Source organism: Pseudomonas sp. UBA6699, from assembly GCF_002454615.1.
Lineage (GTDB): Bacteria > Pseudomonadota > Gammaproteobacteria > Pseudomonadales > Pseudomonadaceae > Aquipseudomonas > Aquipseudomonas juntendi.
In genome coordinates, this window is record NZ_DKJF01000096.1 from 23,220 (window position 1) to 49,115 (window position 25,896).

The 25,896-nt window shown below is 64.8% G+C and carries 19 protein-coding genes; 7 read left to right on the forward strand and 12 right to left on the reverse strand.

The features are described 5' to 3' along the window. Positions 1 to 134: 134 nt before the first annotated feature. From B3361_RS18075 to B3361_RS18090, 4 genes are all read right to left on the reverse strand, one after another. Positions 135 to 4,628 carry an NEL-type E3 ubiquitin ligase domain-containing protein gene (locus B3361_RS18075; RefSeq protein WP_054904901.1) on the reverse strand — a complete coding sequence of 1,498 codons (4,494 nt, stop codon included), beginning with the start codon at positions 4,626 to 4,628 and terminating at the stop codon, positions 135 to 137. Between the two features lie 98 nt (positions 4,629 to 4,726). Then, a complete protein-coding gene (locus tag B3361_RS18080; protein WP_054904902.1) occupies positions 4,727 to 9,226 on the reverse strand; it encodes an NEL-type E3 ubiquitin ligase domain-containing protein in 4,500 nt (1,499 codons plus the stop codon). A gap of 67 nt (positions 9,227 to 9,293) precedes the next feature. Then, complete coding sequence (locus tag B3361_RS18085) at positions 9,294 to 10,316, reverse strand: AraC family transcriptional regulator (RefSeq protein ID WP_054904903.1); 1,023 nt, start codon at positions 10,314 to 10,316, stop codon at positions 9,294 to 9,296. Positions 10,317 to 10,408: 92 nt separating this feature from the next. Continuing rightward, positions 10,409 to 11,473: an AI-2E family transporter gene (locus tag B3361_RS18090; protein WP_286920303.1), complete on the reverse strand. Its 1,065-nt coding sequence runs from the start codon at positions 11,471 to 11,473 to the stop codon at positions 10,409 to 10,411. A 135-nt stretch (positions 11,474 to 11,608) separates the two neighbouring features. Here B3361_RS18090 and yegQ point away from each other — a divergent pair, with 135 nt between their 5' ends. The 4 genes from yegQ (at position 11,609) to B3361_RS18110 (ending at position 14,928) form a co-directional block, all read left to right on the forward strand. After that, on the forward strand, positions 11,609 to 12,943 hold the full coding sequence (gene yegQ / locus B3361_RS18095; protein WP_054904904.1) for a tRNA 5-hydroxyuridine modification protein YegQ: 1,335 nt from the start codon (positions 11,609 to 11,611) through the stop codon (positions 12,941 to 12,943). Positions 12,944 to 12,988: 45 nt separating this feature from the next. Next, positions 12,989 to 13,417 (forward strand): DUF411 domain-containing protein, encoded by a 429-nt coding sequence (locus B3361_RS18100; RefSeq protein WP_054904905.1) that lies wholly within the window; start codon positions 12,989 to 12,991, stop codon positions 13,415 to 13,417. Next, positions 13,417 to 13,854 (forward strand): YqaA family protein, encoded by a 438-nt coding sequence (locus tag B3361_RS18105; protein WP_009684188.1) that lies wholly within the window; start codon positions 13,417 to 13,419, stop codon positions 13,852 to 13,854. Before B3361_RS18100 ends, B3361_RS18105 begins: the two co-directional genes overlap by 1 nt. 75 nt (positions 13,855 to 13,929) lie before the next feature. After that, a complete protein-coding gene (locus B3361_RS18110; protein WP_009684189.1) occupies positions 13,930 to 14,928 on the forward strand; it encodes an alpha/beta fold hydrolase in 999 nt (332 codons plus the stop codon). Positions 14,929 to 14,948: 20 nt separating this feature from the next. Here B3361_RS18110 and zapE read toward each other — a convergent pair whose 3' ends face one another. From zapE to B3361_RS18135, 5 genes are all read right to left on the reverse strand, one after another. Continuing rightward, positions 14,949 to 16,061: a cell division protein ZapE gene (gene zapE, locus B3361_RS18115; RefSeq protein WP_054904906.1), complete on the reverse strand. Its 1,113-nt coding sequence runs from the start codon at positions 16,059 to 16,061 to the stop codon at positions 14,949 to 14,951. A gap of 33 nt (positions 16,062 to 16,094) precedes the next feature. Then, entirely contained in the window at positions 16,095 to 17,246 is a 1,152-nt protein-coding gene (locus B3361_RS18120; RefSeq protein ID WP_029885276.1) for a PQQ-dependent sugar dehydrogenase, read from the reverse strand. 22 nt (positions 17,247 to 17,268) lie between these two features. Continuing rightward, positions 17,269 to 17,586 (reverse strand): hypothetical protein, encoded by a 318-nt coding sequence (locus tag B3361_RS18125; protein WP_009684192.1) that lies wholly within the window; start codon positions 17,584 to 17,586, stop codon positions 17,269 to 17,271. 144 nt (positions 17,587 to 17,730) lie between these two features. Beyond that, positions 17,731 to 18,696: an agmatinase gene (speB, locus tag B3361_RS18130; RefSeq protein WP_054904907.1), complete on the reverse strand. Its 966-nt coding sequence runs from the start codon at positions 18,694 to 18,696 to the stop codon at positions 17,731 to 17,733. Positions 18,697 to 18,720: 24 nt separating this feature from the next. Beyond that, positions 18,721 to 19,767 (reverse strand): extracellular solute-binding protein, encoded by a 1,047-nt coding sequence (locus B3361_RS18135; RefSeq protein ID WP_054904908.1) that lies wholly within the window; start codon positions 19,765 to 19,767, stop codon positions 18,721 to 18,723. A gap of 102 nt (positions 19,768 to 19,869) precedes the next feature. Here B3361_RS18135 and B3361_RS18140 point away from each other — a divergent pair, with 102 nt between their 5' ends. After that, positions 19,870 to 20,760: a LysR family transcriptional regulator gene (locus tag B3361_RS18140; protein ID WP_054904909.1), complete on the forward strand. Its 891-nt coding sequence runs from the start codon at positions 19,870 to 19,872 to the stop codon at positions 20,758 to 20,760. 108 nt (positions 20,761 to 20,868) lie between these two features. On the opposite strand, the gene B3361_RS18145 is transcribed toward B3361_RS18140, so the two are convergent. Further along, positions 20,869 to 23,295 (reverse strand): TonB-dependent receptor, encoded by a 2,427-nt coding sequence (locus tag B3361_RS18145; RefSeq protein WP_054904910.1) that lies wholly within the window; start codon positions 23,293 to 23,295, stop codon positions 20,869 to 20,871. 124 nt (positions 23,296 to 23,419) lie between these two features. After that, the gene (locus tag B3361_RS18150) at positions 23,420 to 24,544 is read right to left on the reverse strand and encodes a sigma-70 family RNA polymerase sigma factor (protein WP_054904911.1); all 1,125 of its coding nucleotides are present in this window, start codon (positions 24,542 to 24,544) and stop codon (positions 23,420 to 23,422) included. 134 nt (positions 24,545 to 24,678) lie between these two features. Here B3361_RS18150 and B3361_RS18155 point away from each other — a divergent pair, with 134 nt between their 5' ends. Continuing rightward, positions 24,679 to 25,161: an LEA type 2 family protein gene (locus B3361_RS18155; protein WP_009684200.1), complete on the forward strand. Its 483-nt coding sequence runs from the start codon at positions 24,679 to 24,681 to the stop codon at positions 25,159 to 25,161. 11 nt (positions 25,162 to 25,172) lie between these two features. Here B3361_RS18155 and B3361_RS18160 read toward each other — a convergent pair whose 3' ends face one another. Further along, entirely contained in the window at positions 25,173 to 25,436 is a 264-nt protein-coding gene (locus tag B3361_RS18160) for a hypothetical protein (protein ID WP_009684201.1), read from the reverse strand. Positions 25,437 to 25,558: 122 nt separating this feature from the next. Between B3361_RS18160 and B3361_RS18165 the strand changes: the two genes are divergently transcribed. Beyond that, positions 25,559 to 25,879 carry a DUF883 family protein gene (locus B3361_RS18165; protein WP_047149846.1) on the forward strand — a complete coding sequence of 107 codons (321 nt, stop codon included), beginning with the start codon at positions 25,559 to 25,561 and terminating at the stop codon, positions 25,877 to 25,879. Positions 25,880 to 25,896 lie beyond the last annotated feature (17 nt).

Below are 25,896 nucleotides of genomic sequence, written 5' to 3' on the forward strand. Positions count from 1 at the left end.
TTTGGAGTTAACCATCGGTCCGACGATGTTCGCGCCGCGCGTCACCCGCGGCAATGGCCAAAGCTGTCAATCTGGGTGACCGGTTTGGCCGTGCGCAGGCCGTGCAATGCGCTCGCGCGCTACCCTGCGGCGGGTCAAGCTCTGTTCAGGCGTTCCCGGGTCAAGCGCAGGGCCAAGGCTTCCAGCGCCTCCTGGCGGTCGCGCATCAGTGTTCGGGCCTGGGCGTCGTAGGCACCACTGCCCAACTGCTGCATACGCTCTTCCAGCGCCTCCATGGCCTGCTCGAATTGCTGCTGGATCAGGGCGAAGTCCTGTGGGTGTTCGGCGCGCAACACCTCAATCCAGAAGTCCCGCTGGCTGATGTAGCGCGTGATGTCTTCACTCGCCTCCCCTGCCAGCACTGCATTGCAGGCACGCTCCAGGTCGGCTTCAGAGACCACGGCCAACGCACCGAACAGCATGTACCGTGGCTGGCCGATCAGGTTCAAGCGTTCAGCCAGCCCTGTGCGGTAGGCCAGGCTGACCTCGACTTCCTCTTCGGCATGATCGCCGCGCTGCCAACGGCCATCCGCGTAGCGGCTGTTGATGTCCGCCCTGGCCACTGCCAGTACGGTGTCAAGGCGGTACAGGCGCCGTGCCAGCACCAGCCGCGCATCACGGGTAGCCACAGGCTCACCGCCCTGGGTGGCGTGCAGTACCTGGTACCGGACCTCCAGGTTGCTGAAGCAATTGGCGAGATTGTCGGCGCACGCACGTGGTTCGTCGGCCAGCGCGAACAAGGCTTCGCGCAGGTCGCGGTCCACCGACAGCGCCTCGACCAGGGGCCACACCCTGGCGCCCAGTTGTTCAGGCGCAAGGCGGAACTCGGCACTCTGGGTCATCCCCACCAGCAGTTCGAAGAATGCATCACTGCCAGGTTCACTGCGCAAGGCCTGCCACAGCTCGCGGCCTAGGGCCTGGTCAGCCTCTGCGCGCGTGCCCAGCCATGCGTGCATGGCCTGCTCTTGTGCACCTTCGCCAAGCATGAGCGGGACGGGCACGATTTCAGGTGCATAGAGTTGCTCGCGCAACGCAGTGGGCAGCGCGTTGCCTTCCACGTCCACGACTTGCCTCACCGCGGCCGGGGCGTCGAGCAATGCCTGGGGCAGCTCGGCAATCTGGTTGTCGCGCAGATCGGCATACTCCAGGCGCGCGCACCATTGCAGGCCTGAAGGCATGCTGGTCAGCCCGGTACGCCGCAAGCGCAGCCGCTGCAGCCGGTGCAGCCCCGATACATCCAACTGTAGAGCGCCCAGCGGGTTGTCGTTCAGGTCCAGCCGGCGCAAATTGACGCAGCGCAACAACGCAGCCACTTGCCCCGCGCTGGGGCGGATGCGGTTGTTGCGCAGTATCAGCTGGTTCAGCTCGGGCATCTCTTCAAGGCCCTCGGGTAGCTCACGCAGGGCATTGTCGCTCAGGTCGAGCGTGCGCAGGTGCCGGAAGCAGCCCAGGAAACCAGGGGGCAGCGCAGGAACGTGCAAACCTGCCAGTGTCAGTTCCGCCACATGGCCGAAGCTGCTGCCCTGCGGCAACGTCGGCAACTCCCCTACCGCCATGTCAGCCACGTGCAGCCGCAGGCCGACCGGGTTGTTTTGCGCATCGAACACCCGCTCACCTTCCAGCCGCCAGGCGCGGAGCAATGCAGAGGCCAACCGCCGGCGCGCATGCCGGGCCGGGCCCATGACGCGGAACACCCAGCGCTGCAGCTCTTCGTTCAGGCGCCGGAACTCCTGTTCCTGCAGCAACAGGCTGTCGAAGGGCGAGCCGTCGATCTCTGCCATGATCCCCAGGTAACGCTCGACATCGTCATCACTGAACGACGGGTAAAGCCCACGCAGGCGGTTGCGCAACATCTGCTCGATCGACGATGCGGAAGGTAGCCTGCTGGCGCCGCCGCCGAGCAGGTAACCCAGGCGCCCGTCAGGCAAGCGTCGCATCGAGGTGCCCAGCGCCCGCGCTTCACGCCACCCAAGCAGCTTCAGCAGGTCCGAGGAACGCTCGGGTATCGCGCCTTGCAGGGCCAGGCGCAAGCTGTCGGCAGCAGCCCCACCCGTGGTACCCAGGCGCTGGCGAGACGCGCTCGGCAGGCACGCCGCCAGGACCTCGAACAGCCCAGCGGGTTCTGCCACCTCCCGTTCGGCAGGCAGGCCCTGTTCGTCATACAGGGTGAAGGCCCCGTCGCGCCAGACCATGACCAGCGTCTGCTGGCTGCCCGCCTGGGGAAGCAACCGTTCCTGCAAAGGGCCGAACACTGACCGGTCCCGCAACTCCAGGTTGAACATGCTTTGCGCAAACCCCTGCCGACGCAGCAGGGCAAACGCCAGCGCGACCGCATCGGGGTGATAGCTGCAGCGCAGGTAGAACACCTCGCGCGCCCTTGTCAGGCGGGCCAGTTGCAACGAGGCACGGGCCTGTTGCGCCAAGCCCAGGGGGAGCCGGCCAGTGCTTTCCATCTGCGCCCGCATGGCATCGCTGGCGTGGCTCAGCACGTCGAGCGTGTAGGCGTGCGGCAAGCCGGGATAGTCGCGCGTCAGCAGGCTCTGCAAATTGTCTGCACCGAGGTGGCAACACGAGAAGTACTCGAACATCCCTTCGCGCAGGCTCTGCGCATGCAACGCGATCTGCGCGAGCTGGGCAGGCAGCGTATCCGCCTCGATATCCAGCTCATGCACGCACCACTGCAACAGCTCGGTATCGTTCACGGTGGTATCGAGCTGCTGGAAAAACGTTACGATCCTGGCCTCCACCGCAAACCGCTCGAGGGTGTCGCGCAGTTGAACCGGAAGGGGCCGCTCCTCAACCAGCAAACCGCGCAGAAAAGCCTCGTCGACATCGGCCACTTTCAGTATCTGCGTCAATCGCTCTGGGGCAAGTGACTGTGCGGCCGGCCACAATCGCGCCAGCAGACGTGCAGTGCCCTGCCATTCCAATGGCCGTTCGGTCACCAGGCGCCAGGCGCGCTCGCCATTGGTTTGCAAGGCTGGCCCGTAAACATCGGGACCCTCCCGGTGCAACAACCGCCAGGTACCGTTGCGATCCTCGCGCACGCTGTACAATGCCTCATCGCAACGCCACCAATGGCCGCTGCCATCGGTCAACAGACCGTTCTCCAGCGTGGTCAATGGCGCTGCTGGCAGCGCCTGGCGGTAAGGGGCCAGGTCATCGTGCCACAAGCGTGCCTGGCCCGCCTCGTTGGTCACCGGGTGCAGTTGCCCGACAAAGGCGCTGTGCAAGGCATAGGCCCCGCCAAGCACAACGCCGTTGACCGCCAGCGAGGTGGCCACCTGCATCATGTGCTGCAAGGCTTCGTGCTGATGGCCCTGGCTCCAGTCACTGAAACCTTCGAACACCTGCCCCAGCAGTTGCCTTGCCATGTCGGCCATCAACAGCGTGCCAACCACCGGCACGAACAACCCGGCCAGGTTGAGCAACACCTCGCCGACACCCTCCAGGGCACGCAACCGCTCAGCCGCAGCATCGCTATCAGCCTGTTCGGTGGGCACCGCCAGGTATTGGGCATCGGCCTTGATGCGCTGAATGTGCCAGGCGGCCATCTGCTCGAAGATGGGCGTCGACGTCGAGAGCCTGCGCGGTTGCAGATCAGGTTCGTCGTCTTGCAGGCGTGTGGCGAGCAACGCCTGGTAGCCGGCACGCTCGCTGAGCGCAATCCGCCGTGCAAACGCGCTGCGGTAATGGGGAGCAGCCATTGCCGCGACCAATGCGCGGTTGGCAGTGGGCCAATCAGGGTAGTACTGCAGTGGCCGAGCCTGATCATCTGGCAGGTACAACAGCACCCCCTTGAGCAGCAGCAACCTCCCTGTCCCACCGACGGCAATCGACCACGAGTCGAGCAATTCGATGACCAAGGCGCCGTCCACCCGGCAACCCAGCACCTGCAGCCCGCCCACCCGAACATAATGGCTGCCGGGGTTCGTCGGGGTGTCGCCACGACCCAGTTGGCGCAGCATGCGCACTTCATTGATCTTGAGCTGCCCCTTGAGGGTGGCAATTTCTGTAGCCAGCGCCAGTTCCAGGCGCTTGTCCAAGGCCAGGTCGCGTTCAAAGGCCGCGTTCATGATCGCGGCCAGATGCCCCTGGTAGGCCTTGCCGACATCGGCTTCCCGGCAGGCGGCCACGACCGCGTCGATAGTTGCAGGCAGGGCTTGTTCTTCACGCTCGGGCGCAATGGGCGGCCGTACCAGCGCGGTCTGCTCGAAGAACGACTCCCTGGGCTTGAAGTTCTGTAACAGCTTTTCCAGCGCGGGCACCCTGACGAAGTACGATTCGAACTGGCGGATGCCGCCAAGGTCCACACGCAGGCGCCGGCGCTCTTCACGCCAGGTCAGCCGATCAAGCGGTACACCAAGGCCCAGGGCGCCGTTCAGGCGCGCCTCGGCAAACGCCATCAGTGGCTGCAGGTGTTCGGTAACACTGCTGAGTGTGCGCTGGCTGGCAAGGTGCGCATCCAGTGCAGACTGCAGCGCAGCAAGGCCAACAGGGCTGGCCTTGCTTAGCCAGGCAGGCAAGCGGTTGGCAATGAAGCGCTCTACCGGGTGTTGGAGCCAGGGTTGTACAGGTTGCGAGGGCATGTCAGTGTTCCTTGACGGGGATCATGACCCCCGACTGTGCCGCCTTCGCCAGCGGCGATGGCAGCAGGAAACGATCGCCTGCCGCCAACGCCCGGCAGTCACCCCGAAGCGCGCTCAGTCCTGCTGCCTGACCCCGTGGGCAGGTCCATCGCCTCGCGGGTCAAACGCAACAGCAACGCCTCGATCGCCGCCTTGCGCTCTTCCGCCAGCCTGTCGAAATCGCGCAGGTAGGCGCCTTCATTGGCCGCCTCCGCGCCCAGCCCCTCCATGCGGCCCCAGAAAGGCGCTTCCACGGCATTGAACGCTGCTGGTTGTTCGCGCCGCAGGTACTCCTGCCAGAAATCACGTTGCGCGATGAAGCGGGGCAACTGCTCGGTAGCCTCCGCTTCACGCACCGTTGCAGCCGCTGCAGCCAGTTGCTGCCGGCTGACGGCGGCGATGGTCTCGAACTGCATCGTTCTCGGCTGCCCTGGCAGGTCCAGCTCCTCAGCCAGGCCGGTGCGATACGCCAGGCTGACCTCGACTTCATCGACATGCTGCCCTTGCGCCAGGCGCGCCTTCACATCCTCTCGGGCCAGGCGCTCCACCTGTTCCAGACGAAACAGCTGCCTGGCCACACGCAAGCGGGTGATCCGTGCGGCCACGGGTTCCACCTGTTGCAATGACTGGCGCAGATACAAGCGCACTTCCAAGGCACTGAAACAGCTCGCGACGCTGTCGGCACAGGTTCGCGGGTCGGCAGCCAGGTTGAACAGTTCTTCGCGCAACACCGTGTCGCTCTGCATCGCCTCCAGCATGCGCCACACACGCCGCCCCAGGTCATCGGGAATGACCTGATAATCGCGCGTGTCGGTCAGCTCCGTCAGCAACCGGAAGAATGCATCGCTGCCTTCTTCACGCTGAACGCCATCCCACCGGGCCTCACTGAAACCCCGCTGCGGCGCCGCGACCAACGCCAGCCAACGCTCGCGTGCGGTGGCGATGGCCAGCAAAGGCTCGTCAACGGCAGCCTCCACTGCACCTGCGGCAAGCATGCGCTGCCTGACGGCATTCGACAGCGGGTTACCCGATAACTGCACCGCCCGCCGCAACCCCTCAGGCGCCTCCAGCAGCGGCTCTGGCAGTGCACCGATATGGTTGTCGCGCAAATCCGCGAGCTCCAGCAACCGGCAGCGGTGCAACTGCGCAGGTACCGTCTGCAAGTTGGCGCCGCGCATGTGCAGCTCGCGCAGGCGCCCCAAGGTGTCCAACTGCAGCGCAATGGCGCCCAGGGGGTTGTGATTCAGATCGAGGACACGCAGGCGCGTCAGGCTGCCGAGGGTTGCAACACCCGCCGCCGTCATGCGGATCTGGTTGCCAGCCAGGCTGAGGTTGGTCAGGTGCGACAGGTGCCTGAGGTCGGCGGGCACCTCGCTCAGGCGATTGCCACTCATGTTCAACCAGCGCAGTTGGGTGAAACAGCGCAGGAAGCTGGCCGGCACATGCTCCACGGCCAGGTCGCTGAGTATCAGTTCAGCAAGATGGTTGAAATCGGTGCCCGCCGGCAGCTCCGGCAGGCTGCGCAAGGGTACGCCCGTCAGGCTCAGGCGCATGCCCTGGGACACGCCGTGCTGGTCGACGATCCGCTCGCCGATCAGGCGCCAGCTGCGTCGCAGTTCGCCTGCAGCAGACAGCCGCGCCGCCTGGCTGGCACTGTTGCGGGTACCCTCCACCCACCGTGTCAACGCGTCGCTGAACCTGCGGTACTGTTGTTCCTGCAGCAACAGATTGCAGAACGCCGAACCTGGCCGCTCCAGCAGCAGCTCCAGAAAGGTCTCCACTTCCTCTTCATTGAAACCTGGATAGAGGCTTCGAATGCGGGTACGCAACACGCGCTGGCTGAAGTTACCCGCTGCGCCCCTGCCGCTGAGCACGTAGCCGACCCGGCCATCGGGCAGGCGCCGAACAGGGTTCGGCGGCACGCCAACGTCACTGGCACCCAGTAATTTCAACAGCGCAGCACGCCCCTGCGGTAGCCACCGTTGCAGGGCCAGGCGCAGTGCACTGTACGCTTGGTCGCCCTGCCAATCCAGGCGTTGCCTGTCTGCCGTGGGCAGGCAGGCCAGCAGCGCTTCGTAGAATTCAAGCGGCCGCTGCGCGCTGGCCTGTAGCTCGGTACCGGCCACGTCATACAGGCGGTAGTGGCCCTCCTGCCGGACCATCACCACGTTGGCGGCGGTTTGTTCCGGCCCAGGCAGCTGCGCCAGCCTACGCCCCGCAAGCGACCCCTCACGCAGTTCCACCTGCGCTGTTGCCGGCCACTTGGCGTGCTCGCGCAACAGGCAGAACACCAACTCGTCCAGGCCGGGGTGGTGGCTGCCAGCCAGAAACAGCCCTTCACGCATGCGCGTCAGCCTGGCCACCTGCAACAGCTCGCGGGCCTGCTGCGCCACCGCCAACGGCAGGCGCGCCTGGGTGCGCAGGATGACCCGCTGCTCGGTCGAGATATGCCGCAGAACCTCCAACACGTAGGCCGCTGGCAAGCCCGGAAAATCGCGGCGTATGAGCCAGGCCTGGGCGTCTGCCTCCAGATAGCGGCCGCCCAGGTAGTCCAGCAGCCGGGGGCGCAGGCTGGCCGCATGCCGGGTAACCTGCAACACCTGCTCATCCCGCGGCAGCGCTTGCAGGCCAAGGGCGTCCAGGCACCATTGCCACAGCTGACCGTCCGCACTGCCCACCTGGGCGAAGAAACGCTCGATTCTTTCACCTGCAGCAAAGCGCTCCAACGTGTCACGTAACGCCACCGGCATCGGTCGCTTCTCCACCAGCAAACCGCGCAAATACTCCTCGGATACGTCGGCAACCCTGAGCACCTGCGCAACCCGCGCCGAGCCCAATGATGATGATGCAGGCCACAGGCGCTGCAGCAGCCCTTGGGCCCCTTGCCATTCCAGCGGCCGTTCGCCGGCCAGTTGCCAGGAGGCTTCAGCGTTCCACTCCAGGGCAGGGCCGAAGGCCTTGTCATCGGTGACGTCCTGCAAGCGCCAAGGGCCATGCTCACCCTGCGCCCGTACCCGCCAGTAGCTACCGTCGTGGTACCACCAGTGCCGAACCCCATCGCTCAGCAAGCCATTGTCCAGTTCGCGCAGCGTTCCGCTCGGCCGCGCGCTCTGGTAACGCGTCAGGTCGTTAGACCAAAGCCGTTGCTGCCCTGCATCGTTGGTGACGGGCTCCAGGCCATCGACAAAAGTACTGCGCACGAAGCCACGCGCCACCACCGTGGCGCCGCCGGCAACCGCGGCCGTTACCGCCAGGTTCTCCGCCACCCCCAGCAAATGCTCGATAGCCTCATGCTGATGGCCCAGGCTCCAGTGCCTGGCCCCTTCGTAAACCTCCGACAAGGTCTGCACGACCATGTCGGCAAGCAGCAATGCGCCAACCGTCGGCACGAACAACCCCGCCAGGTTGAGCAGTGCCAGCCCTGCCGACGCCAACGCGTGCTCACGTGCCAGCGTCTGGCTGGAATCGGCATCAGCGGTGGGCACCGCCAGGAACCGTGCATCCTCGCGAATCCGTTGCAACTGCTGTACCGCCAGGCCTTCGAACTGACCCTGCGGCAGGTTGGCGAAGGTCGGCTCCAGATCAGGTTCCTCATCGGCCAGCCGCTTGGCCAGGGTGGCGACGAACCCTGCCCGCTCATGCAAGGCAATGCGTTCCACCAGCGCCGCATACCGAGCGGGATCCTTGAACATCTCGACCAGCTCGAAGTTCACCACACGCCAGGAAACCAAGTGCCGGAAGGCAGCGTGGGCATCGTCCGACAGCACCAGTTGCACACTGCCGGCATACCGCTGGTTGCCGTTGGCAACCTCAACCACCAGTGCCCCGTGCACCGTGCAACCCAGCACCTGCAACGGGCCGCAGCGCACAGTGCGGCCGTTTGAAAGGGCAGTTCTGCGGCCTGCCACTATATCGCGCACTATCTGTACATCCTCTGCCGCCAGAAGCCCGCGTGTGGCGGCTATCTCCAGTTGCAAGGCCAAGGTTCGGCGCAAGCTGGTGGCCAGAGTTTGCTCAAAGGCAGGGGTGAACAACCGGGCCAGGTGTTCCTGGTAGCGTGCGCCCACATCGGTACTGCGGCAGGCCTCTACAATCCGTGCCGCATCATCGAGGGCCACACGTTCCGGCACGTCGGTAGCGGGGTCTGCGGGGTATACCAGTGCCGTCTCCAGATAAAAGGATTCGCCGCTGGCAAAGTTTTGCATCAACCTCTGCAACGCCGGCACCCTCACGAAGTAGGACTCATCCGTGGGCAATTTTCCTGGCTCGACCTTGAACCTGCGCCGCTGCTCGCGCCATTCCAAGCGGTCAAGATCCAGCAGCGCGCCGCCCTCCCGGTGAAGGCCCTGGGTCAGCAAGCGGCGGGCAAACGCATCGATCGGCTGCAACTGCCGGAGTACAGCCGACATTTCAGCCTGGCTTGTGAGGTAGGCGCTATAGGCATCGCGCAGCGCCATGATTTGTGAGGCGCTGGCCCGCCTCAACCAATCAGGCAGTATCTGGCTGATGAAATCATCCGTCGCGCGTTCGAGCTTGGGGTGCAGGGGTGCCTGTGGCATGAAGGGGTGCTCCTTTGGCTGGAAACCCCCGACGCTGACGCATTGGCGCTGTGTGCAGCAGACGGAATCAGTTGCCAGCGTGGCGAGCCTGGACCACCGCGCGGTATTGCCCCGGGTTGCAGCCGAACCACTTGCGAAAGGCCTTGTAGAACGAACTGGCATCGGCAAAACCCAGCCGTTCGGCGATCTCGCCCATGGCTGGCTCGGCGCCGACCAGCCAGGTGGTGGCAAGCTCGCGCCGCACACTGTCCTTGAGCCCCTGGTAGGTCTGCCCCTCTTCAGCCAGGCGCCTGCGCAGCGTAGAAGCAGACAGGCACAGCGTTTGCGCCAAGTGCTCCAGCGCTGGCCATTGTGCAGGTGCCTGGCGCAGCAGATCGGTACGAATGCGCCGCGCCAGGCTGGACGGGTCACGGTAACGCACCAGGATGTTGGCGGGCGCTTCGGCGAGAAAACGCTGCAATTCCTGCTCGCTGCGCCGCACCGCCAGGCCAAGGCAATCGGCGGGGATGATCATGCGCGTACGCGGGCGGCCGAACTGCAGGCTTTCGGAAAACATCACCCGGTAATCATCACAGAACGGTGGCTCGGCGCAGCGCAGGTCGATCGCCAGGATGGGGATGCGCCGCCCGGCCAGCCAGCAGGCCACGCCATGCACGATCATCCAGAAGGTGAAGTAGGTGAAGGCACGGCGCGGCTCCGCGCGCGGTTCGTTGATAACGATCTCGGCCAGGCCCGGTTGGCGCACCAGGCACGGCTGCAGGTCTTCGAGCATCAGTGCCAGAAAGCCCAGGGCCGTTTCCAGGCCTTGCCCCAGGGTTGGCTGAGCCATGCTCGCACGGCACATGAACGCCAGGCTGCCAGTGCGCAGCCCGCGAGGGTCCATGGCAAAGAACTCGTCATTGCAGCGCCGGGCCAGCAAGCGCCACAGGCGCGCATAGGATTGCGCGGCAACGCGCGCCTCGGGCAGCTCGAGGCAACTGGCATCGATGCCGGCACGCGCCAGCAGGGCGGCATTGGCTTCGCCCGCTGGGCAGGTCTGCATCAGCGCCTCACGCACCAGTTGCATGGAGATCGTATCTTTCGTGCTCATCGGTTGTTCCGGGCCCAGTCACCGGCCATCTTAGGCCGCTGGCGCGAAAACACCAGCCCTTGGTCACACCGCGCAACTGCCATGGCCGGCCGTCACTGCGGCAATTGCACCTGTGGCTTGGCCTCGGCGAAGATCGCCCAGCTGGACATGAACAGCGGCGCGATCAACGGCCCGATAACGAAGCCGTTGAGCCCGAACACCGTCAACCCACCCAATGTGGATACCAGGATCAGGTAGTCCGGCATGCGCGTGTCCTTGCCTACCAGAATCGGCCGGAGCAGGTTATCCACCAGGCCGATCACCAGCACCCCGAACGCGGTCAGGATGATGCCCGGCAATATCGCCCCGGTCAGCAGGAAGTAGACGGCCACGGGTGCCCAGACAATGCCCGCGCCCACCGCCGGCAGCAGCGACAGCAACGCCATCAGCACCCCCCAGACCAGGGCACTGGGAATATCCAGCACCCAGAAGATGAAGCCACCCAACGCACCTTGGGTCACGGCCACCAGCACGTTGCCCTTGACCGTTGCCCGCACCACCCGGTTGAACTTCAGTTGCAAGCGGCGTTTCTGGTGCTCGGGCAGCGGCACTGCCAGGCGCACACGGCGGGCCACATCGGCGCCTTCACGCAGGAAGAAGAACAGCAGGTACATCATGATGCCAAAGCCGATCAGGAACTCGAACGTACCTTGGCCAAAGCTGAAGGCCTGGCTGGCCAGCACCTGGCTGCCCTGGGTCGCCCACTTGGTGATCTTGTCGCGCAAACCATCGAGGTTGCCCACGCCCAGGTGGTCCAGCCCGTTTTGCGCGAACGCCGGCAGCATGTCCTTGCCCCGTTCGACGTAACCGGCAATGTCCAGCTGCCCGCTTTCGATCCGTTGGTACAGGGTCGCGCCTTCCTGCACCAGCAGCAGGCTGGTGATGATCACCGGCAGCACCGCCACCAGCAGGCAGATCATGGTCGTGGTGATCGCTGCCAGGTTGCGCCGGCGACCAAAACGCATCACCAGGTTGCGCTGCAGCGGGGCAAACAGGATAGCCAGCACAACCGCCCAGAATATCGCGCCGTAGTACGGCAGCAGGATCCACACGAAAGCGATGGTCACCAGCGCCAGGAGTACCGCGAGGGCTTTGTTCTGTAGGGCAGTTTCATTCATTGCAGGTCCTCGAATGGCGTATGCGATATTAGTTCGCGCCGCTTGGCCAAAAGTGCCGCTACATCCGTTGATATATATCAAAACATGCACCAGCCCCGTGCCTTAGCATCCGCGCCCTTTGCCCCGGTGCGCACCATGACCCTGATCAGCAAGCCCGAACTCCTGGCCCCTGCCGGCTCCCTCAAGACCATGCGCTATGCCTTCGCCTATGGCGCCGACGCGGTCTATGCCGGCCAGCCGCGCTACAGCTTGCGGGTGCGCAACAACGAGTTCGACCACACCAACCTGGCACTGGGCATTGCCCAGGCCCACGCGCTGGGCAAGCGCTTCTACGTCGTGGTCAACATCGCCCCGCACAACGCCAAGCTGAAGACATTCCTCAAGGACCTGGCACCGGTGATCGCCATGGCGCCAGACGCGCTGATCATGTCAGACCCCGGCCTGATCATGCTGGTGCGCCAGCATTTTCCGGACATGCCGGTGCACCTGTCGGTACAGGCCAACACGGTAAACTGGGCCAGCGTACAGTTCTGGCAAGGCATGGGCCTTGGCCGGGTGATCCTGTCACGCGAGTTGTCACTGGAAGAAATCGGCGAAATCCGCCAACAGGTGCCGGGCATGGAGCTGGAAGTGTTCGTGCATGGCGCCCTGTGCATGGCCTACTCCGGCCGCTGCCTGTTGTCGGGTTACCTCAACAAGCGTGATGCCAACCAGGGCACCTGCACCAACGCCTGCCGCTGGAAGTACGATGCCACGCCCGCCACCGAGAACGCCGTGGGCGACATCGTTCGCCAAGTGCAGCCCACCCTGGGCCTGGGCGCCCCTACCGACCAGGTGTTCCTACTGCAGGAAAGCAACCGGCCCGGTAGCGAAATGCCGGCGTTCGAAGATGAGCACGGGACCTACATCATGAATGCCAAGGACCTGCGCGCCATCCAGCACGTGGAACGTCTGGTCGGCATGGGCGTGCATTCGCTGAAGATCGAGGGCCGCACCAAGTCGCATTTCTACTGCGCCCGCGCCGTGCAGGCGTACCGCCAGGCAGTCGATGACGCAGTGGCCGGGCGCCCCTTCGACCGCGCGCTGATGGACAACCTGGAGTCGCTGGCACAACGGGGCTACACCGAAGGTTTTCTGCGCCGCCACGTGCACGACGAGTACCAGAACTACCAGCGTGGCAACTCGGTGTCCGAGCGCCAGCAGTTCGTTGGCGAGCTGACCGGGGTGCGCGTCGACGGCCTGGCCGAGGTCAAGGTGAAGAACCGCTTCAGGGTGGGCGACCACCTCGAGCTGATGACCCCGCGCGGCAACTACCATTTCGACTTGCAGCGCCTGTGCAACGGTCAGCGGCAGGCCATCGGGGTAGCGCCGGGTGATGGCCACGTGGTCTATTTGCCGGTTCCGGAACAGGTCGCCCTCGACCACGCGTTGCTGATGCGTGACCTTGCCCCCGAAGCAGCCACCCGCTGAGAATCCTGTACTATGGACCGGTTTGCTCTGAAGGAGTGTTGCGACATGCTGCGTAAACATCTGTTGACCCTGGGCCTGCTGGCCATGAGCGGCCTGGCCCAGGCTGGCGACACCATCGACGTGTACCGCGACCCTAACTGCGGCTGCTGCAAGGCCTGGATCAGCCACCTGCGCGATAACGGTTTCACCGTCAACGACCATGTCGAACCGAACATGAGCTCGGTCAAGCAGCGCCTGGGCGTGGCCCCACGCCTGGCTTCGTGCCATACCGGTGTGATCGACGGCAAGTTCGTCGAAGGCCACGTGCCGGCCGAACAGGTACGCCTGTTGAGCCAGCGCAACGACCTCAAGGGCTTGGCCGTGCCGGGCATGCCGATGGGCTCACCGGGCATGGAAATGGGCGACCACAAGGATGCCTACCAAGTGATCGGGGTGACCCAGGGCGGCCAGGACACCGTGGTCGCCAACTACTGATGCTCGGCCTGTGGGCGCTGTTTTTCAGTGCCTTTGGCGCCGCCACCCTGCTGCCGCTGCAATCGGAAGCCGTGCTGGTCGGGCTGTTGCTGGGCCAGCCCGAGGCCTGGGCCACCCTGCTGCTGGTCGCCACCTTGGGCAACGTGCTCGGTTCGGTGGTGAACTGGCTGTTGGGCCGGGCCATCGAGCACCTGCGCGACAAGCGCTGGTTCCCCTTCAGCACCGCGCAGTTGGCGCGTGCGCAGCAGCGCTACCAGCGCTGGGGACAATGGTCGCTGCTGCTCAGCTGGATGCCGGTGATTGGCGACCCCTTGACGCTGATTGCCGGGATCATGCGTGAACCGTTCTGGCGCTTCCTGCTGCTGGTGAGCGTGGCCAAAGCAGGGCGCTATGCAGTGCTCACCATGATCACCCTGGGCTGGTTTCACGCTCGGTAACACCTTTCGCCCTCCCCTGGGTCCATGGGCTGTTACAGTGCTTTTTTCCTACAAGGTTCTACAGGGAGTTCTCCCATGCTGCGCGCAACAGCTCTGGCCTTGGCGTGCCTGGCCGGCGGTTCGGCCGTCGCTGCCGAATCGCCCACCTTCGGCCCCCAGCTCGAAGGTTTCCGCTACCCGCATCCGCTCCAGCATTTCGACTTCAAGTCCCAGGGCCAGGCCCTGCAGATGGGCTACATGGACGTGCCTGCACAAGGCCAGGCCAACGGCCACAGCGTGGTGTTGATGCACGGCAAGAACTTCTGCGCCGCTACCTGGGAAACCACCATCGAGGCGCTGAGCAAGGCCGGCTACCGAGTGATCGCCGTCGACCAGGTCGGCTTCTGCACGTCCAGCAAACCGGCGCACTATCAGTACAGCTTCCAGCAGCTGGCAGACAATACCCATGCCCTGCTGGAGCGCCTGGGGGTCAAGCGTGCCAGCGTGCTCGGCCACTCAACAGGCGGTATGCTCGCCACCCGCTACGCGCTGATGTACCCGCAGCAGGTCGAGCGGCTGGCGATGGTCAACCCGATCGGCCTGGAAGACTGGAAGGCGCTTGGCGTGCCCTACCGTACCGTGGACCAGTGGTATGCCCGCGAGCTGAAGCTCAATGCCGAGGGTGTACGCGAGTATGAGCGCAAAACGTATTACGCGGGCCGCTGGAAGCCGGAATACGAGCGCTGGGTGCAGATGCTGGTGGGGCTAAACCAGGGCCCCGGGCATGAAGCGGTGGCGTGGAACTCGGCATTGATCTACGACATGATTTTCACCCAGCCGGTGTACCACGAGTTCAAGGACCTGCAGATGCCCACCTTGCTGTTGATCGGCGACAAGGACAGCACGGCGATCGGCAGTGATATCGCGCCGCCGCAGGTCAAGGCCAGGCTGGGCAAGTACGCCGAACTGGGGCCGCAGGTGACCAAGCTGATCCCCAAGGGCGAGCTGATCACCTTCGAAGGCATGGGGCACGCGCCGCAGATCGAAGAGCCGGTCAGGTTCAACCGCACGCTGATCGAATGGTTGGGGCGCTGAGCGCTGAGCGGCTGTCGGGCTTAGCCCCCTCCAAACCGCTGCAGTTGCATCTCCCGTAGCCGGCTCAGGGTGCGTTGAAAAGGGAACGCCAGGTAACCCTGGGTGTAGAGGGCATCCAGCGGTACGTGCGCTTCCAGGTACAATGCCACCCGGCGGTCATAACACTCGTCGACCAGGGCAATGAACCGGCGCACCGCGTCGTCCTTGGGCGACAAGGCGGGTAGCTGGCGATCGCCCGCCGCTACCCGCAGCGCCGCATCCTCGGTGCCACGGGCAATGCGCCCCGCCCGCTGTTCACCGCCCAGCGCCGGCACTGCCGATAACACAATGGCTGCAAAACGGTCGCACAAAGCCATGAAATCCACGGCTGCCAGGGGTTGCTCGCACAGGTCGGCAAAACGGCACCAGATGGCGTGGTCATTGCGGCGCACCACCTGGACTTGCCGGGTGCCGATCGGCAACGGCCGGTCGGTGCCGCCATCGTCGGGGCCAAGCTGGCGGAACACCTCGCCCAGCCGGCTGGCCTGCCCCGCCTCTACCACCCAGTAGCGCTGCTGCGCTGCGCCGGGGTGCAGGCGGTGATCCTGCCCGCCAGCCACCGGCAGCACCTGCATGTGGCGCTGGATTGCGGCGATAGCCGGCAGGAAGCGCTCGCGGTTGAAACCGTCGCGGTACAGTTGCTCGGGTGGCTGGTTGGACGTGGCGACAACCACCACACCCTCGTCGAACAGCACCTGGAACAGCCGGCCAAGAATGATCGCATCGCCAATGTCGTTGACGAACAGTTCGTCGAAGCACAACACCCGGATCTGGCCGGCGAGCTCCCGGGCCAGCGCTTGCAATGGGTCGGCAGTGCCGTTCAGCTGAAACAGGCGCTGGTGCACCCACGCCATGAAATGGTGGAAATGCTGGCGTCGGCTGGGCACGGTCAGGCAGCGATGGAACTGGTCCATCAGCCAGGTCTTGCCACGGCCGACCGGCCCCCATAGGTAAATACCCTGGGCCGGGCGGCCCTGTTCAAGGGCCTGAAAACAGCCCTGCAAGGCGTCAACGGCGCGCGCCTGGGCAGGGTCGGCGACATAGCCCTGGGTAGCCAGGGCTTGCTGGTAAAGGAATTGCGGGGTCATGGCCATGCCGCATTCTACACGGCCAAGGGCGCGCCAGGTTCAGGGCTCCTTGCTCAGGCCGACCTTGAGCAGCGCGCCATCCTTGTCATCGGTGAGTACGTACACATACCCATCCGGCCCCACCCGTACATCGCGGATGCGCGCTTTCAGATCACCGAGCAGGCGCTCTTCATGCACCACCTTGTCACCCTTCAATTGCAAGCGGATCAGTTCCTGCGTGGCCAGCGCACCAATGAACAGGTTGTGGTCCCACGCCTTGAAGGTGGGGCTGTCGTAGAACGCCATCCCGCTGATGCCCGGCGACTTCTCCCAGACATGGTGTGGGTCGACCATACCCTTGACATGCTTGCCCTTGGCCTCGGGAATCGGCAGCAGCGAATAATTGATGCCATGGGTGGCGACCGGCCAACCGTAGTTCTTGCCGGCCTCGGGAATGTTGATTTCATCACCACCGCGCGGGCCGTGTTCGTGGGTCCACAGCTTGCCAGTCCAGGGGTTGAGCGCAGCACCTTGCTGGTTGCGGTGGCCATACGACCAGATTTCCGGCCGCACATTGTCCCTGCCGACAAACGGGTTGTCCTTGGGCACCTTGCCATCCGGCCAGATTCGCACGACCTTGCCCTGCAGTTTGTCCAGGTCCTGCGCGGTAGCGCGCTGGTTGTTCTCGCCCAGGGCGATGAACAGGTAGCCATCGCGGTCGAACACAAGCCGCGAGCCGAAATGGTTACCCACCGACAGCTTGGGCTGCTGGCGGAAGATCACGTTGAAGTTCTCCAGCCGGGCGCGGTCTTCGGACAATTGCCCGCGGCCGACCGCCGTGCCGGCCTTGCCGTCACTGCCCTCCTCGGCGAAGGACAGGTAGACCGTGCGGTCTTTGGCAAAGTCTGGCGACAACGCCACATCCAGCAGGCCACCCTGGCCCTCGGCCCACACTTTCGGCACGCCATTGATGGGCGGGCCGACCTTGCCCTCGGCGTTGACCAGGCGCAGGTTGCCGGCACGCTCGGTGACCAGCATGTCCTTGCCACCCGGCAGGAAAGCCAGTGCCCATGGGTTGCGCAGGCCATCGGCCACGGTGCTGACGGTCAGGCTGCCTTCTTCACTGGGAAACTGCTGTTCGGACGCGGCCTGGGCCAGCAGGGGCAGCAGCGCAGCGGCGGTCAGGGTGGCTAGCCAGGGTGCTCGGAGCATGCACAATTCCTTTCAAGTGGGCTTATGGCGCACGCGGGTTGTCGCGCGCTGGCCGGGACGGTTCCAGGTTCGGGGTTTGCTGCTGGCGACGCAGGTTGTCGCCATTGCCGATGCCGCGGTTGTCCAGCGTGGGCACACGCTGTTGCGGCTCGGTAGACGGGCCGCGCACCGGCGGGGTGGCCGGCAGGCTGCCTTGGCGGCTGTTGGGGTTGGCGCGCTGAATCGGGCTGTTGTACGGGTTGCGGTAGTCGGCAGCGAGCTGCAACGGTGGCTGCGGAGCCGCGTGCACGGGCAGGCACAAGGCCAGGCCAAGGGCCAGCGTGGGCAATGTCGGACTCATGCTTCACCTCCTGTAGGAAAACGCGGCGCCTGCTGGCTTTGATAGCCTGAGGCGCCAGGGGTTCGCGGCCAGATGTGTGAAAGCAGGTGGAGTTGCATCCTGATGTTTCAGCAGGCGCCGTGGGGGCCGCTGGCGGCCCCGCCCTCATTGGCCGGTATCGACCTTGTGCCGAGCGGCATACAGGCACAGCATCTCCATCGCCAGGGTTGCCCCGGCCAGTGCGGTAATGTCGGCATGGTCGTAAGCCGGTGCCACTTCCACCAAGTCCATGCCTACCAGGTTGATGCCGCGCAGCCCGCCGAGAATCTCCAGTGCCTGCACCGTGCTCAAGCCACCACACACCGGCGTGCCGGTGCCAGGCGCGTAGGCCGGGTCCAGGCAGTCGATATCGAAGGTCAGGTACACCGGGCGCTCGCCCACGCGCTGGCGAATCGCCGCAATGACCGCCTCGGTGCCCTGCCGGTGCACCTGCCGGGCGTCCAGGATGGCGAAGCCCTGGCTGTCGTCGTTAGTGGTCCGCAGGCCGATCTGCACCGAGTGGGCGGGGTCGACCAGGCCTTCACGGGCGGCATCCCAGAACATGGTGCCATGGTCGATGCGTTTGCCCTCCTCGTCCGGCCAGGTGTCGCTGTGCGCATCGAAATGCACCAGCGCCAGCGGGCCATGGTGGCGGGCATGGGCCTTCAACAGTGGGTAACTGATGAAATGGTCGCCGCCCAGGGTGAGCATCGCGCAGCCGGCTTGCAGAATGCGTTCGGCATGGGCTTCGATGCTGCCGGGTACCGACTGCGGCGTGCCGCTGTCGAAGGCGCAGTCGCCATAGTCGATCACCGCCAGGTGGTCGAAGGGGTCGAACGCCCACGGCCAGTGGCGGGCCCAGGCCTGCTGCACCGAGGCGGCACGAATGGCCCTGGGGCCGAAGCGTGCGCCGGGCCGGTTACTGGTGGCGGTATCGAACGGTACGCCGCTGACCACCACATCCACCCCACGCAGGTCGCGGCTGTAGCGGCGGCGAGCAAAACTGGTGATGCCGGCATAGGTACTTTCGGCGGCAGTGCCATACAGGCTGTCGCGGGTAATGGCCTGGTCGTTGTTCAAGGCTTGCTCCACGGTCGGGCTCCTCGGTCTGCAGGGTTATTGGCGGCTGCGAAAGGCAGTCCACAGGCGGTTGCGCTGGCGCAGGTCGGCCAGGGCCATGCTGCGGTCGGCGAACAGCCGCTGACGAACTTCGGCCGGTGGGTAGATATCCGGGTCGGTGCGCACGGCTTCATCCACCAGCGGCGTGGCGGCCTGGTTGGCGTTGGCGAAAAACAGCGTGTTGGTCAGCGCCGCCACCGACTCAGGCTTGAGCATGAAGGCGATGAACGCCCGCGCCGCCTCCGGGTGCGGTGCATCCTTGGGGATGGCCAGGTTGTCTTGCCACACCAGCGTGCCCTCGCGGGGGATGCGGTAGATCAGCTCGAACGGCTTGCCGGCACGCCGGGCCTGGTCGGCGGCCATGGCGGCATCGCCGTTGTAGGTCAGCGCCAGGCACACGCTGCCGTTGGCCAGGTCGCTGATCTGCCGGCCATTGGCAACGTAGCTGATCGACGGCTGCAATTGGCCCAGCAGCTTCTGGGCAGCTGCCAGGTCGTCCTTGCTCTGGCTGTACGGGTCCTTGCCCAGGTAGTTCAGGGCCACGCCGATCACTTCCTGCGGCGAGTCCGGCATGGCGATACCGCAGTCTTTCAGGCGGCTGGCGTACTCGGGCTTGAACAGCAGGTCGAGGCTGTCCAGCGGTACCTCCCCCAGGCGCTGGGTGCCCCAAGTGTAAGGCACCGCGTAACGGTTGCCGGGGTCGGCCTCGGCGAGCTTGGCCAGCAGGTCGCGGTCGAGGTTGGCATAGCCAGGCATGGCCTGAGCCTGCAACGGCTGCAGGGCATTGGCCTTCAGCGCCCGCGCCAGCACCGTGGCGGACGGCACGACAACGTCGTAACCGCTGCCCCCGGTAAGCAGCTTGGTTTCCAGCACTTCGGTGGTATCGAAGGTGTCGTAGCGGACCTTGTAGCCGGTCTCCTGCTCGAAGCGCCGGAGGGTCTGCGGGGCGACATAGTCGGCCCAGCTGTAAAGGTTCACGACTTTCTCTTCGGCTTGCAGCGGCAAGGCCAGTACCAGCGACAACAGGCACAACGATGAACGCATGACAGACACCTCGGCAAATGGGTGGATGCCGCGAGCATGTCAGCCGGGTTACATTGAAGAAATGGCAAGTTTGCAAAGCTGACATTCACCAGGAGCAATGCAATGCTCGGACAAGTGCATGACCCCGACCTGCACCTGCTGCGGCTGTTCGTCACTGTAGCCGAGGCCGGTGGCTTCAGCGCTGCACAGGGGCTGCTGGGCTTGAGCCAGCCCACCATCAGCCAACGCATGGCCCAGCTGGAAACGCGCCTGGGCTACCGCCTGTGCAGCCGGGGCAAGGGAGGGTTCCGGCTGACCGAGAAAGGCCGGATGCTGTTGGAAGCCACGCGCGCGCTGCTGCTGAACATCGAGCAGTTCCGCCAGCAGGCCAACGGTGTTGCCGGGCGACTGCTGGGCACCGTGCGCATCGGCCTGGCGGAAAACCAGGACAAGCAGGTGAGCCTCAAGCTGGCGGCGGCGATCGCGGCATTTCGCCGCCGCGTCGAGTCGGTGCAACTGGAACTGATCAGTGCGCCACCGGCGGAGCTGGAGCGGTTGTTGCTGGAGCAGCGGCTGGACTACGCCATCAGCTATTTTTCCGGTAAACAGGCGGCGTTCGACTATCAGCCCTTGTTCGAGGAACGGCAGCGGCTGTATTGCGGGAAAGGGCATCCCTTGTTCGGCATGCCGCAGGTGCCGCGCCAGCGTTTGCTGGAGCAGGACCAAGTGCGCCACCCGTACCGTTTCATCGAAGGCGACGAGCCGTTCCAGAGCAGGCACGGCATGGCGGTGGCAGAACAGATCGAGAGCGTGCTGACGTTCATTCTGTCGGGCAGGCACATTGGTTATCTGCCGTGTCACAGCGCCCTGGCCTGGGAGGCCGAAGGGCAGCTGTGGGCACTAGACCCGGGGCTGGATTTTGTCGTGCCGTTTACCCTGGCCCGGCACCGGGCGCAGGTGGCCGGCGAGGCACAGCAGGCATTCGCCGAAGATGTATTGGCGGCCTTCGCCTGAAAGCCAAGCACGGTGCCTGTAGGAGCGGCCTTGCGTCGCGAAGGGCCGCAAAGCGGCCCCGGCAAGCAATACTGAATGCTCAACCCAAAGGGCCCCAGGCGCCCGGGCTCAGTAAGCCAAGCTCCAGGTCAGCGTATAGGTGCGCCCGCGCCCCTGGTAGTCGTACAGGTACGCCGGCCCGTAGGTCGGCGAATAGAAGAGCGTCGCGCGCTGCCCCCAGACCGTACTGTACTGCTTGTCCAGCAGGTTCTGGATACCCGCGCTGAAGGTGCCGAAACCGGTGTCCTGGCTGGCCAGCAGGTCGAAGGTGGTGTAGCCGTCGATCTCATGGTCGGCATCGTCCTTCAGGCTGAATGCATGGTTGGCCTGCAACCGCGCGCTGCGGCCGTCACCCTTCCAGCCAACGAAACCGGTGGCCTTCGACAACGACGCATAGCGGGCATCGCGTTTGATCCAGCCGCCGTCGACCGCCTCTTCCTCGGAGCGGGTCAGGTGAAGCGTGCCGCCCGCTTCCCAACCACTCTGGAAGTGGCGGGTCAATGCCCCTTCAAAGCCGAAGTCACGGCTCTTCTGCTCTTCGACATTGATGGTCAGCGTTTGCGAGTCGACGTTGATGATCTTGTCCGACCAGATGTAGTACAGCGCTGCCTGGGCGTCCCAGTCCAGGTCGGCATAGCGCCAGCCCAGCTCCACCTGACGGCTCTTGATCCCGGCCAGGGGGTTGTCTGCCACGCTCAGGCCCGGCTTGCCATAGTACTTGGCCGGGTCTGGCAAGTCGAAGCCTTCGCCATAGTTGGCCCACGCCTGATGGCCATTCTTGAAGTCGTAAATGGCGCCGACGTTGAACAGGTTGACCTGGTAATCGTTACTGCCGCCGGGCACGCCCTTGAAGTCGCTGACATCCACGTCCATCTGCTGGCGCCGGGCGCCGCCAGACAAGGTCAGGTTGTCGGTGGCGCGCCAGTCCAGCTGGCCATACAGCGAAACGCCATCCACCCGATAGCTCGGGTAACGTGCGGCCTTGCTCTCCTTCTCCAGGTCCAGGCCACCGGATTCGGACGAGGTCCGTGCGTTGAAGGTGGTCTGCTCGGCACTGAAGCGCTCGCGGTCCAGGTCCACGCCATAGGTCAGCTTGAGCGTGTCCCATTGCTTGGCGAACAACCCCTTGAGGCTGGAAACCTCAAAGTTCTGCTGCGAGGCAGCAAAATACACCCCCCGCGAGCCTGTAGGGGTGGCCCGGTTGTAGTACGGGAACGGGTAGAAGTTGTCGTCTTCCTTGCGGTACGACGCTTGCAGGTAGAAGTCCTGGCCGAGCACGTCGCTGTGGTGGTAGTTGGCGTTGAGCAGCAGGCGCCGGGTGCGCGGCTCCAGGCCGGCTGAATAACCGCTGCGCAGCTCGGCGTCTTCCAGGTCGGAGGGCGCGTTGTAGTTCAGGTTGGGGAAGTAGATGCCGGTGCTGCCGTGGTTGCCCGAGTCGTAATACTGGGCCAGCAGGTCAAGGCTTTGCTGCTCGTTCAACTGCATGCCCAAGCTGCCGAGCACATCGACCGTGCGGTTGTACTGCAGGTCGGTCTGGGTGTTGTCGATGAATATCTGCTCGCCGGCCCCGTCGTAGAACGCTTCGTTCTGCTCGCCGGAGATACCCAGGCGGGCATTGACCCGCTCGTTGCCGCCGCTGATCGACTGGGCAAAGCGGGTGGCCAGGTCGTCGCTGTTGTTGAAGCCGCTGCTGGCACCCAACTGGGTCTCAAAACGGGCCGGCCCGGGTTCGCCCTTCTTGGTGACGATGTTGATGATACCGCCGGTGGCGCCCCCGCCGTAGATGGCGCTGGCACCAGACAGCACTTCGACGCGCTCGACATTGAACGGCGAAATGCTGTCGAACTGGCGTGACAGCCCCCGCGAGCTGTTCTGGCTGACCCCGTCGATCATCACCAGCACATTGCGCCCACGCATGTTCTGGCCGTAGTTGGTGCGCCCTTCCGGTGCCAGGTCCAGGCCCGGCACCAGCTTGCCGATGGCTTCCTTCAGGCTGACGCCACTGTCGATCTGTTCGCGCAGTTGCTGTTGGTCGACCACCCACACGGTCCCGGGGATTTCGCTGATTGCCGTACTGGTACGCGAAGCCACACTGACTTCGATCGGCTTGAGGTTGACCGCCTGCGGCGCAGCCTCGGCCTTGCGCAGGGTCACCGTGCGGGCATCGCTGAATTGCCAGCCCATGCCACTACCGGCCAGCAATTGTTGCAGCGCCTGCTCGACACTGTAGCTGCCGCGCAGGGCCGGGCCGGCCAGGCCGGCGACATCGCCGGTGGTGTACAGCAAGTGCAGGCCGGCCTGGTCGGCAAACGAGGTCAGGGCTTGGTCCAGCGGCTGCGCAGGCAGGTCGAGCTGAACCTGCCGGGCCTGCAGCTGGGCGTTTTCGGCGGTGGTCGAAGCAGCCGCATGCAGCGGGCCGGTCAGCATGGCCAGGGCACTGCAAGACAACAGGGCATGGTGAAGTGAACCGCGGCGGCGGGGCAAAGGCTTGGGCATCAGAGACACGTAGGCGCTTCCTGGCAAGTCGTAAATGAGAATGAGTTGCTGATCAGTCCCACTACGACGATCTGGCTTGCAGGAACTTGCAGTGGCCACTGCAAATTTTTTCTGCGCTGGCCGCTCAATGCACCACGGCCAACCAAGGCAGGTAGGTCACCTTCAGCCCATACCGCTGCTCCAGGGTGCGCAACAGCGCCTGCGGCTCATCCAGGTCGAAGACCCCACTCACCTCCATCGCCGCCAGCTTGCTGTCGGACAGCACGATGCGCCCGTGCCGGTAACGCTCCAGCTCTTGCAGCACCTGCCCCAACGGCTTGCCATTGAAGATCAGCTTGCCGCGCTGCCAGGCCAACTGGGCACCGGCATCCGCCGCTACTGCCAACGGCTGCTCGCCGACCTTGGCCTCGCCCCGTGCCAGTACCACGTGCCCATCACGGCGCACGCTGAAGGTGGCGGCACGGCCCTGCACCGCTGCACCGGCCGTGTCCACCACGAACGGCCGGGCATCATCGGCCATTTCGAACAGTGCCTCACCTGCAGCCAGCACCACGCGCCGCTCATGCTCGCTGAATACCACACGCAAGGCGCTGGCACTGTTCAGGGTGACCCGCGTGCCATCGGCCAACGTCACGACCTGCCGCTCACCCACGCCAGTGTGGTAATCGGCCAACAACACCGGCGCCTGCTGCCAGGCGACCAGGGCAGTGACCAGCAATACCCCGCAGGCCGCTACGCCCGCCTGCTGCAGCCACCGGCGGCAATGGCGCAGGGCCTGGCCAATGTACTTGGCCACCATGCTTTCCGACACGCCAAGGCGTTGTGCGACCTGCTTCTGGGTCAGGCCGTCGACGCGGTTCAGCAACAAGGCCTGGCGGGCCTTGCAGGGCAACTGCAACAGCGCCTGATCGAGCAGTTGCAAGCGCTCACGCGCCAGCAACACCGCCTCGGGCGCTGGCGCTGGGCAGGCTAGCTCGCCTGCCCCGTCGCAATCATCGTGGCTGGCCGCGATGCGTTGCTCGCGGCGCAGGGCGTCGATGGCCAGGTTACCCGCCACGCGGAAGATGAAACTGCGCGCGTGCAGCACCGGCAACGCCTGCTCGTCGATGTTCACCAGCTTGAGGTAGGTTTCCTGCGCGACGTCGGCGGCACGCTGGCGGTCGCTCATGCGCCGGGTCAGGAACTGCAGCAAGTCGTCGTAGTGCTCCTGGAAACTCGCCAGCAGGCCCGACACAGGTGAAGTCAGCATGGGTTTGGGAACGACCAGTAAGAGAAGTTATCGGCTGTTAATGAGAAACAGTATCTTTCATCTGACCCAACACTTTCAACGCCGGCGCGCATTTGCCACACTGACGGCTCGTTCACTTAGGCAAGGTCGTACCCATGGTTGCCCGACTGCACCGCTACACCCGCCTGCTCATCGCCCTGTGCCTGACCAGCAGCCTGGCGGCCTGCGCGCTCCTGCAGCCACGCGACCCGCTGAACATCAGCGTAATCGGCATCGAACCGCTGCCGGGGCAGGAACTGGAGCTGCGCATGGCCGTGAAAATGCGGGTGCAGAACCCCAACGAAGAGGCAATCGACTACAACGGCATCGCCCTCGACCTGGAGGTGAACGGCCAGCCACTGGCTGCCGGGGTCAGTGATCAGCAGGGGCACATTGGCCGCTACGACGAGGCAGTGATCGTGGTGCCGGTGAGCATCACGGCGTTCTCTTTCCTGCGCCAGGCCTATGGGCTGGGCCAGGTGGGTACCCTGCAGGGCCTGCCCTACAAGCTACGCGGCAAGCTGGCCAGCGGGCCACTGGGCACCGTGCGCTTCACCGACGAGGGCAAGCTGGACCTGCCCAAAGGGACCACCTGGTAACCAGCGGGCGCTCAGCGGTTGGCGCTGGCTGCTGCCATCAGCTTGTTGACTTCGCTGCGGACCATGCTGGCGTATTCGGGCGGCGACATGCCCTCCAGCTCAGCGCGCACCCACTCGGCCCACTTGCCTTTGCGCCGTGGCTTCTCGGCGATCAGCCGGGCGGCTTCGCCCTTGGCCTTGCCCAGGTTGGTCTGCCACATTTCGAACAGCCGGGCCTTCTCTGCCTCGATCTGCGCCCGTTCCTCGAAGCTCATGTTGGCCAGATTGAAACTCATGCATCACCTGCTAGACCGTAAATGGCGGCTATCTTACACCAACGCGCCAACCTCACGCCGACGCAACTTTTCCGGCGCGCAAGTATCCATTGTTCAAACCACCCATCGACGAGGACACTTTAATGGCCCGGAAAAAAGCCACGCTGGCCGACAGCGATCAAATCAAGGACCAGGTCTTCAGTGAGTTGCAGGCGCTGATCGAAGAATCGGAGAAGCTGCTCAACGACAGCGCTGCCCTGGTTGGCGAAGAAGCCGACAGCCTCCGCGCGCAGGTCAGCCTGAAGCTGAAACAGGCACGCCAGGCCGCCGCAAACATGCGTGACAAGGCGCAGCCCATGGTCAACGCCACGCAGGACTACATCGGTGGCCACCCGTGGCAAACCGTGGCCATTTCCGCCGGCCTCGGCCTGGTGGTGGGCCTGCTGCTGGGCCGGCGCAACTGACCGAGCGGCCGCGCCGG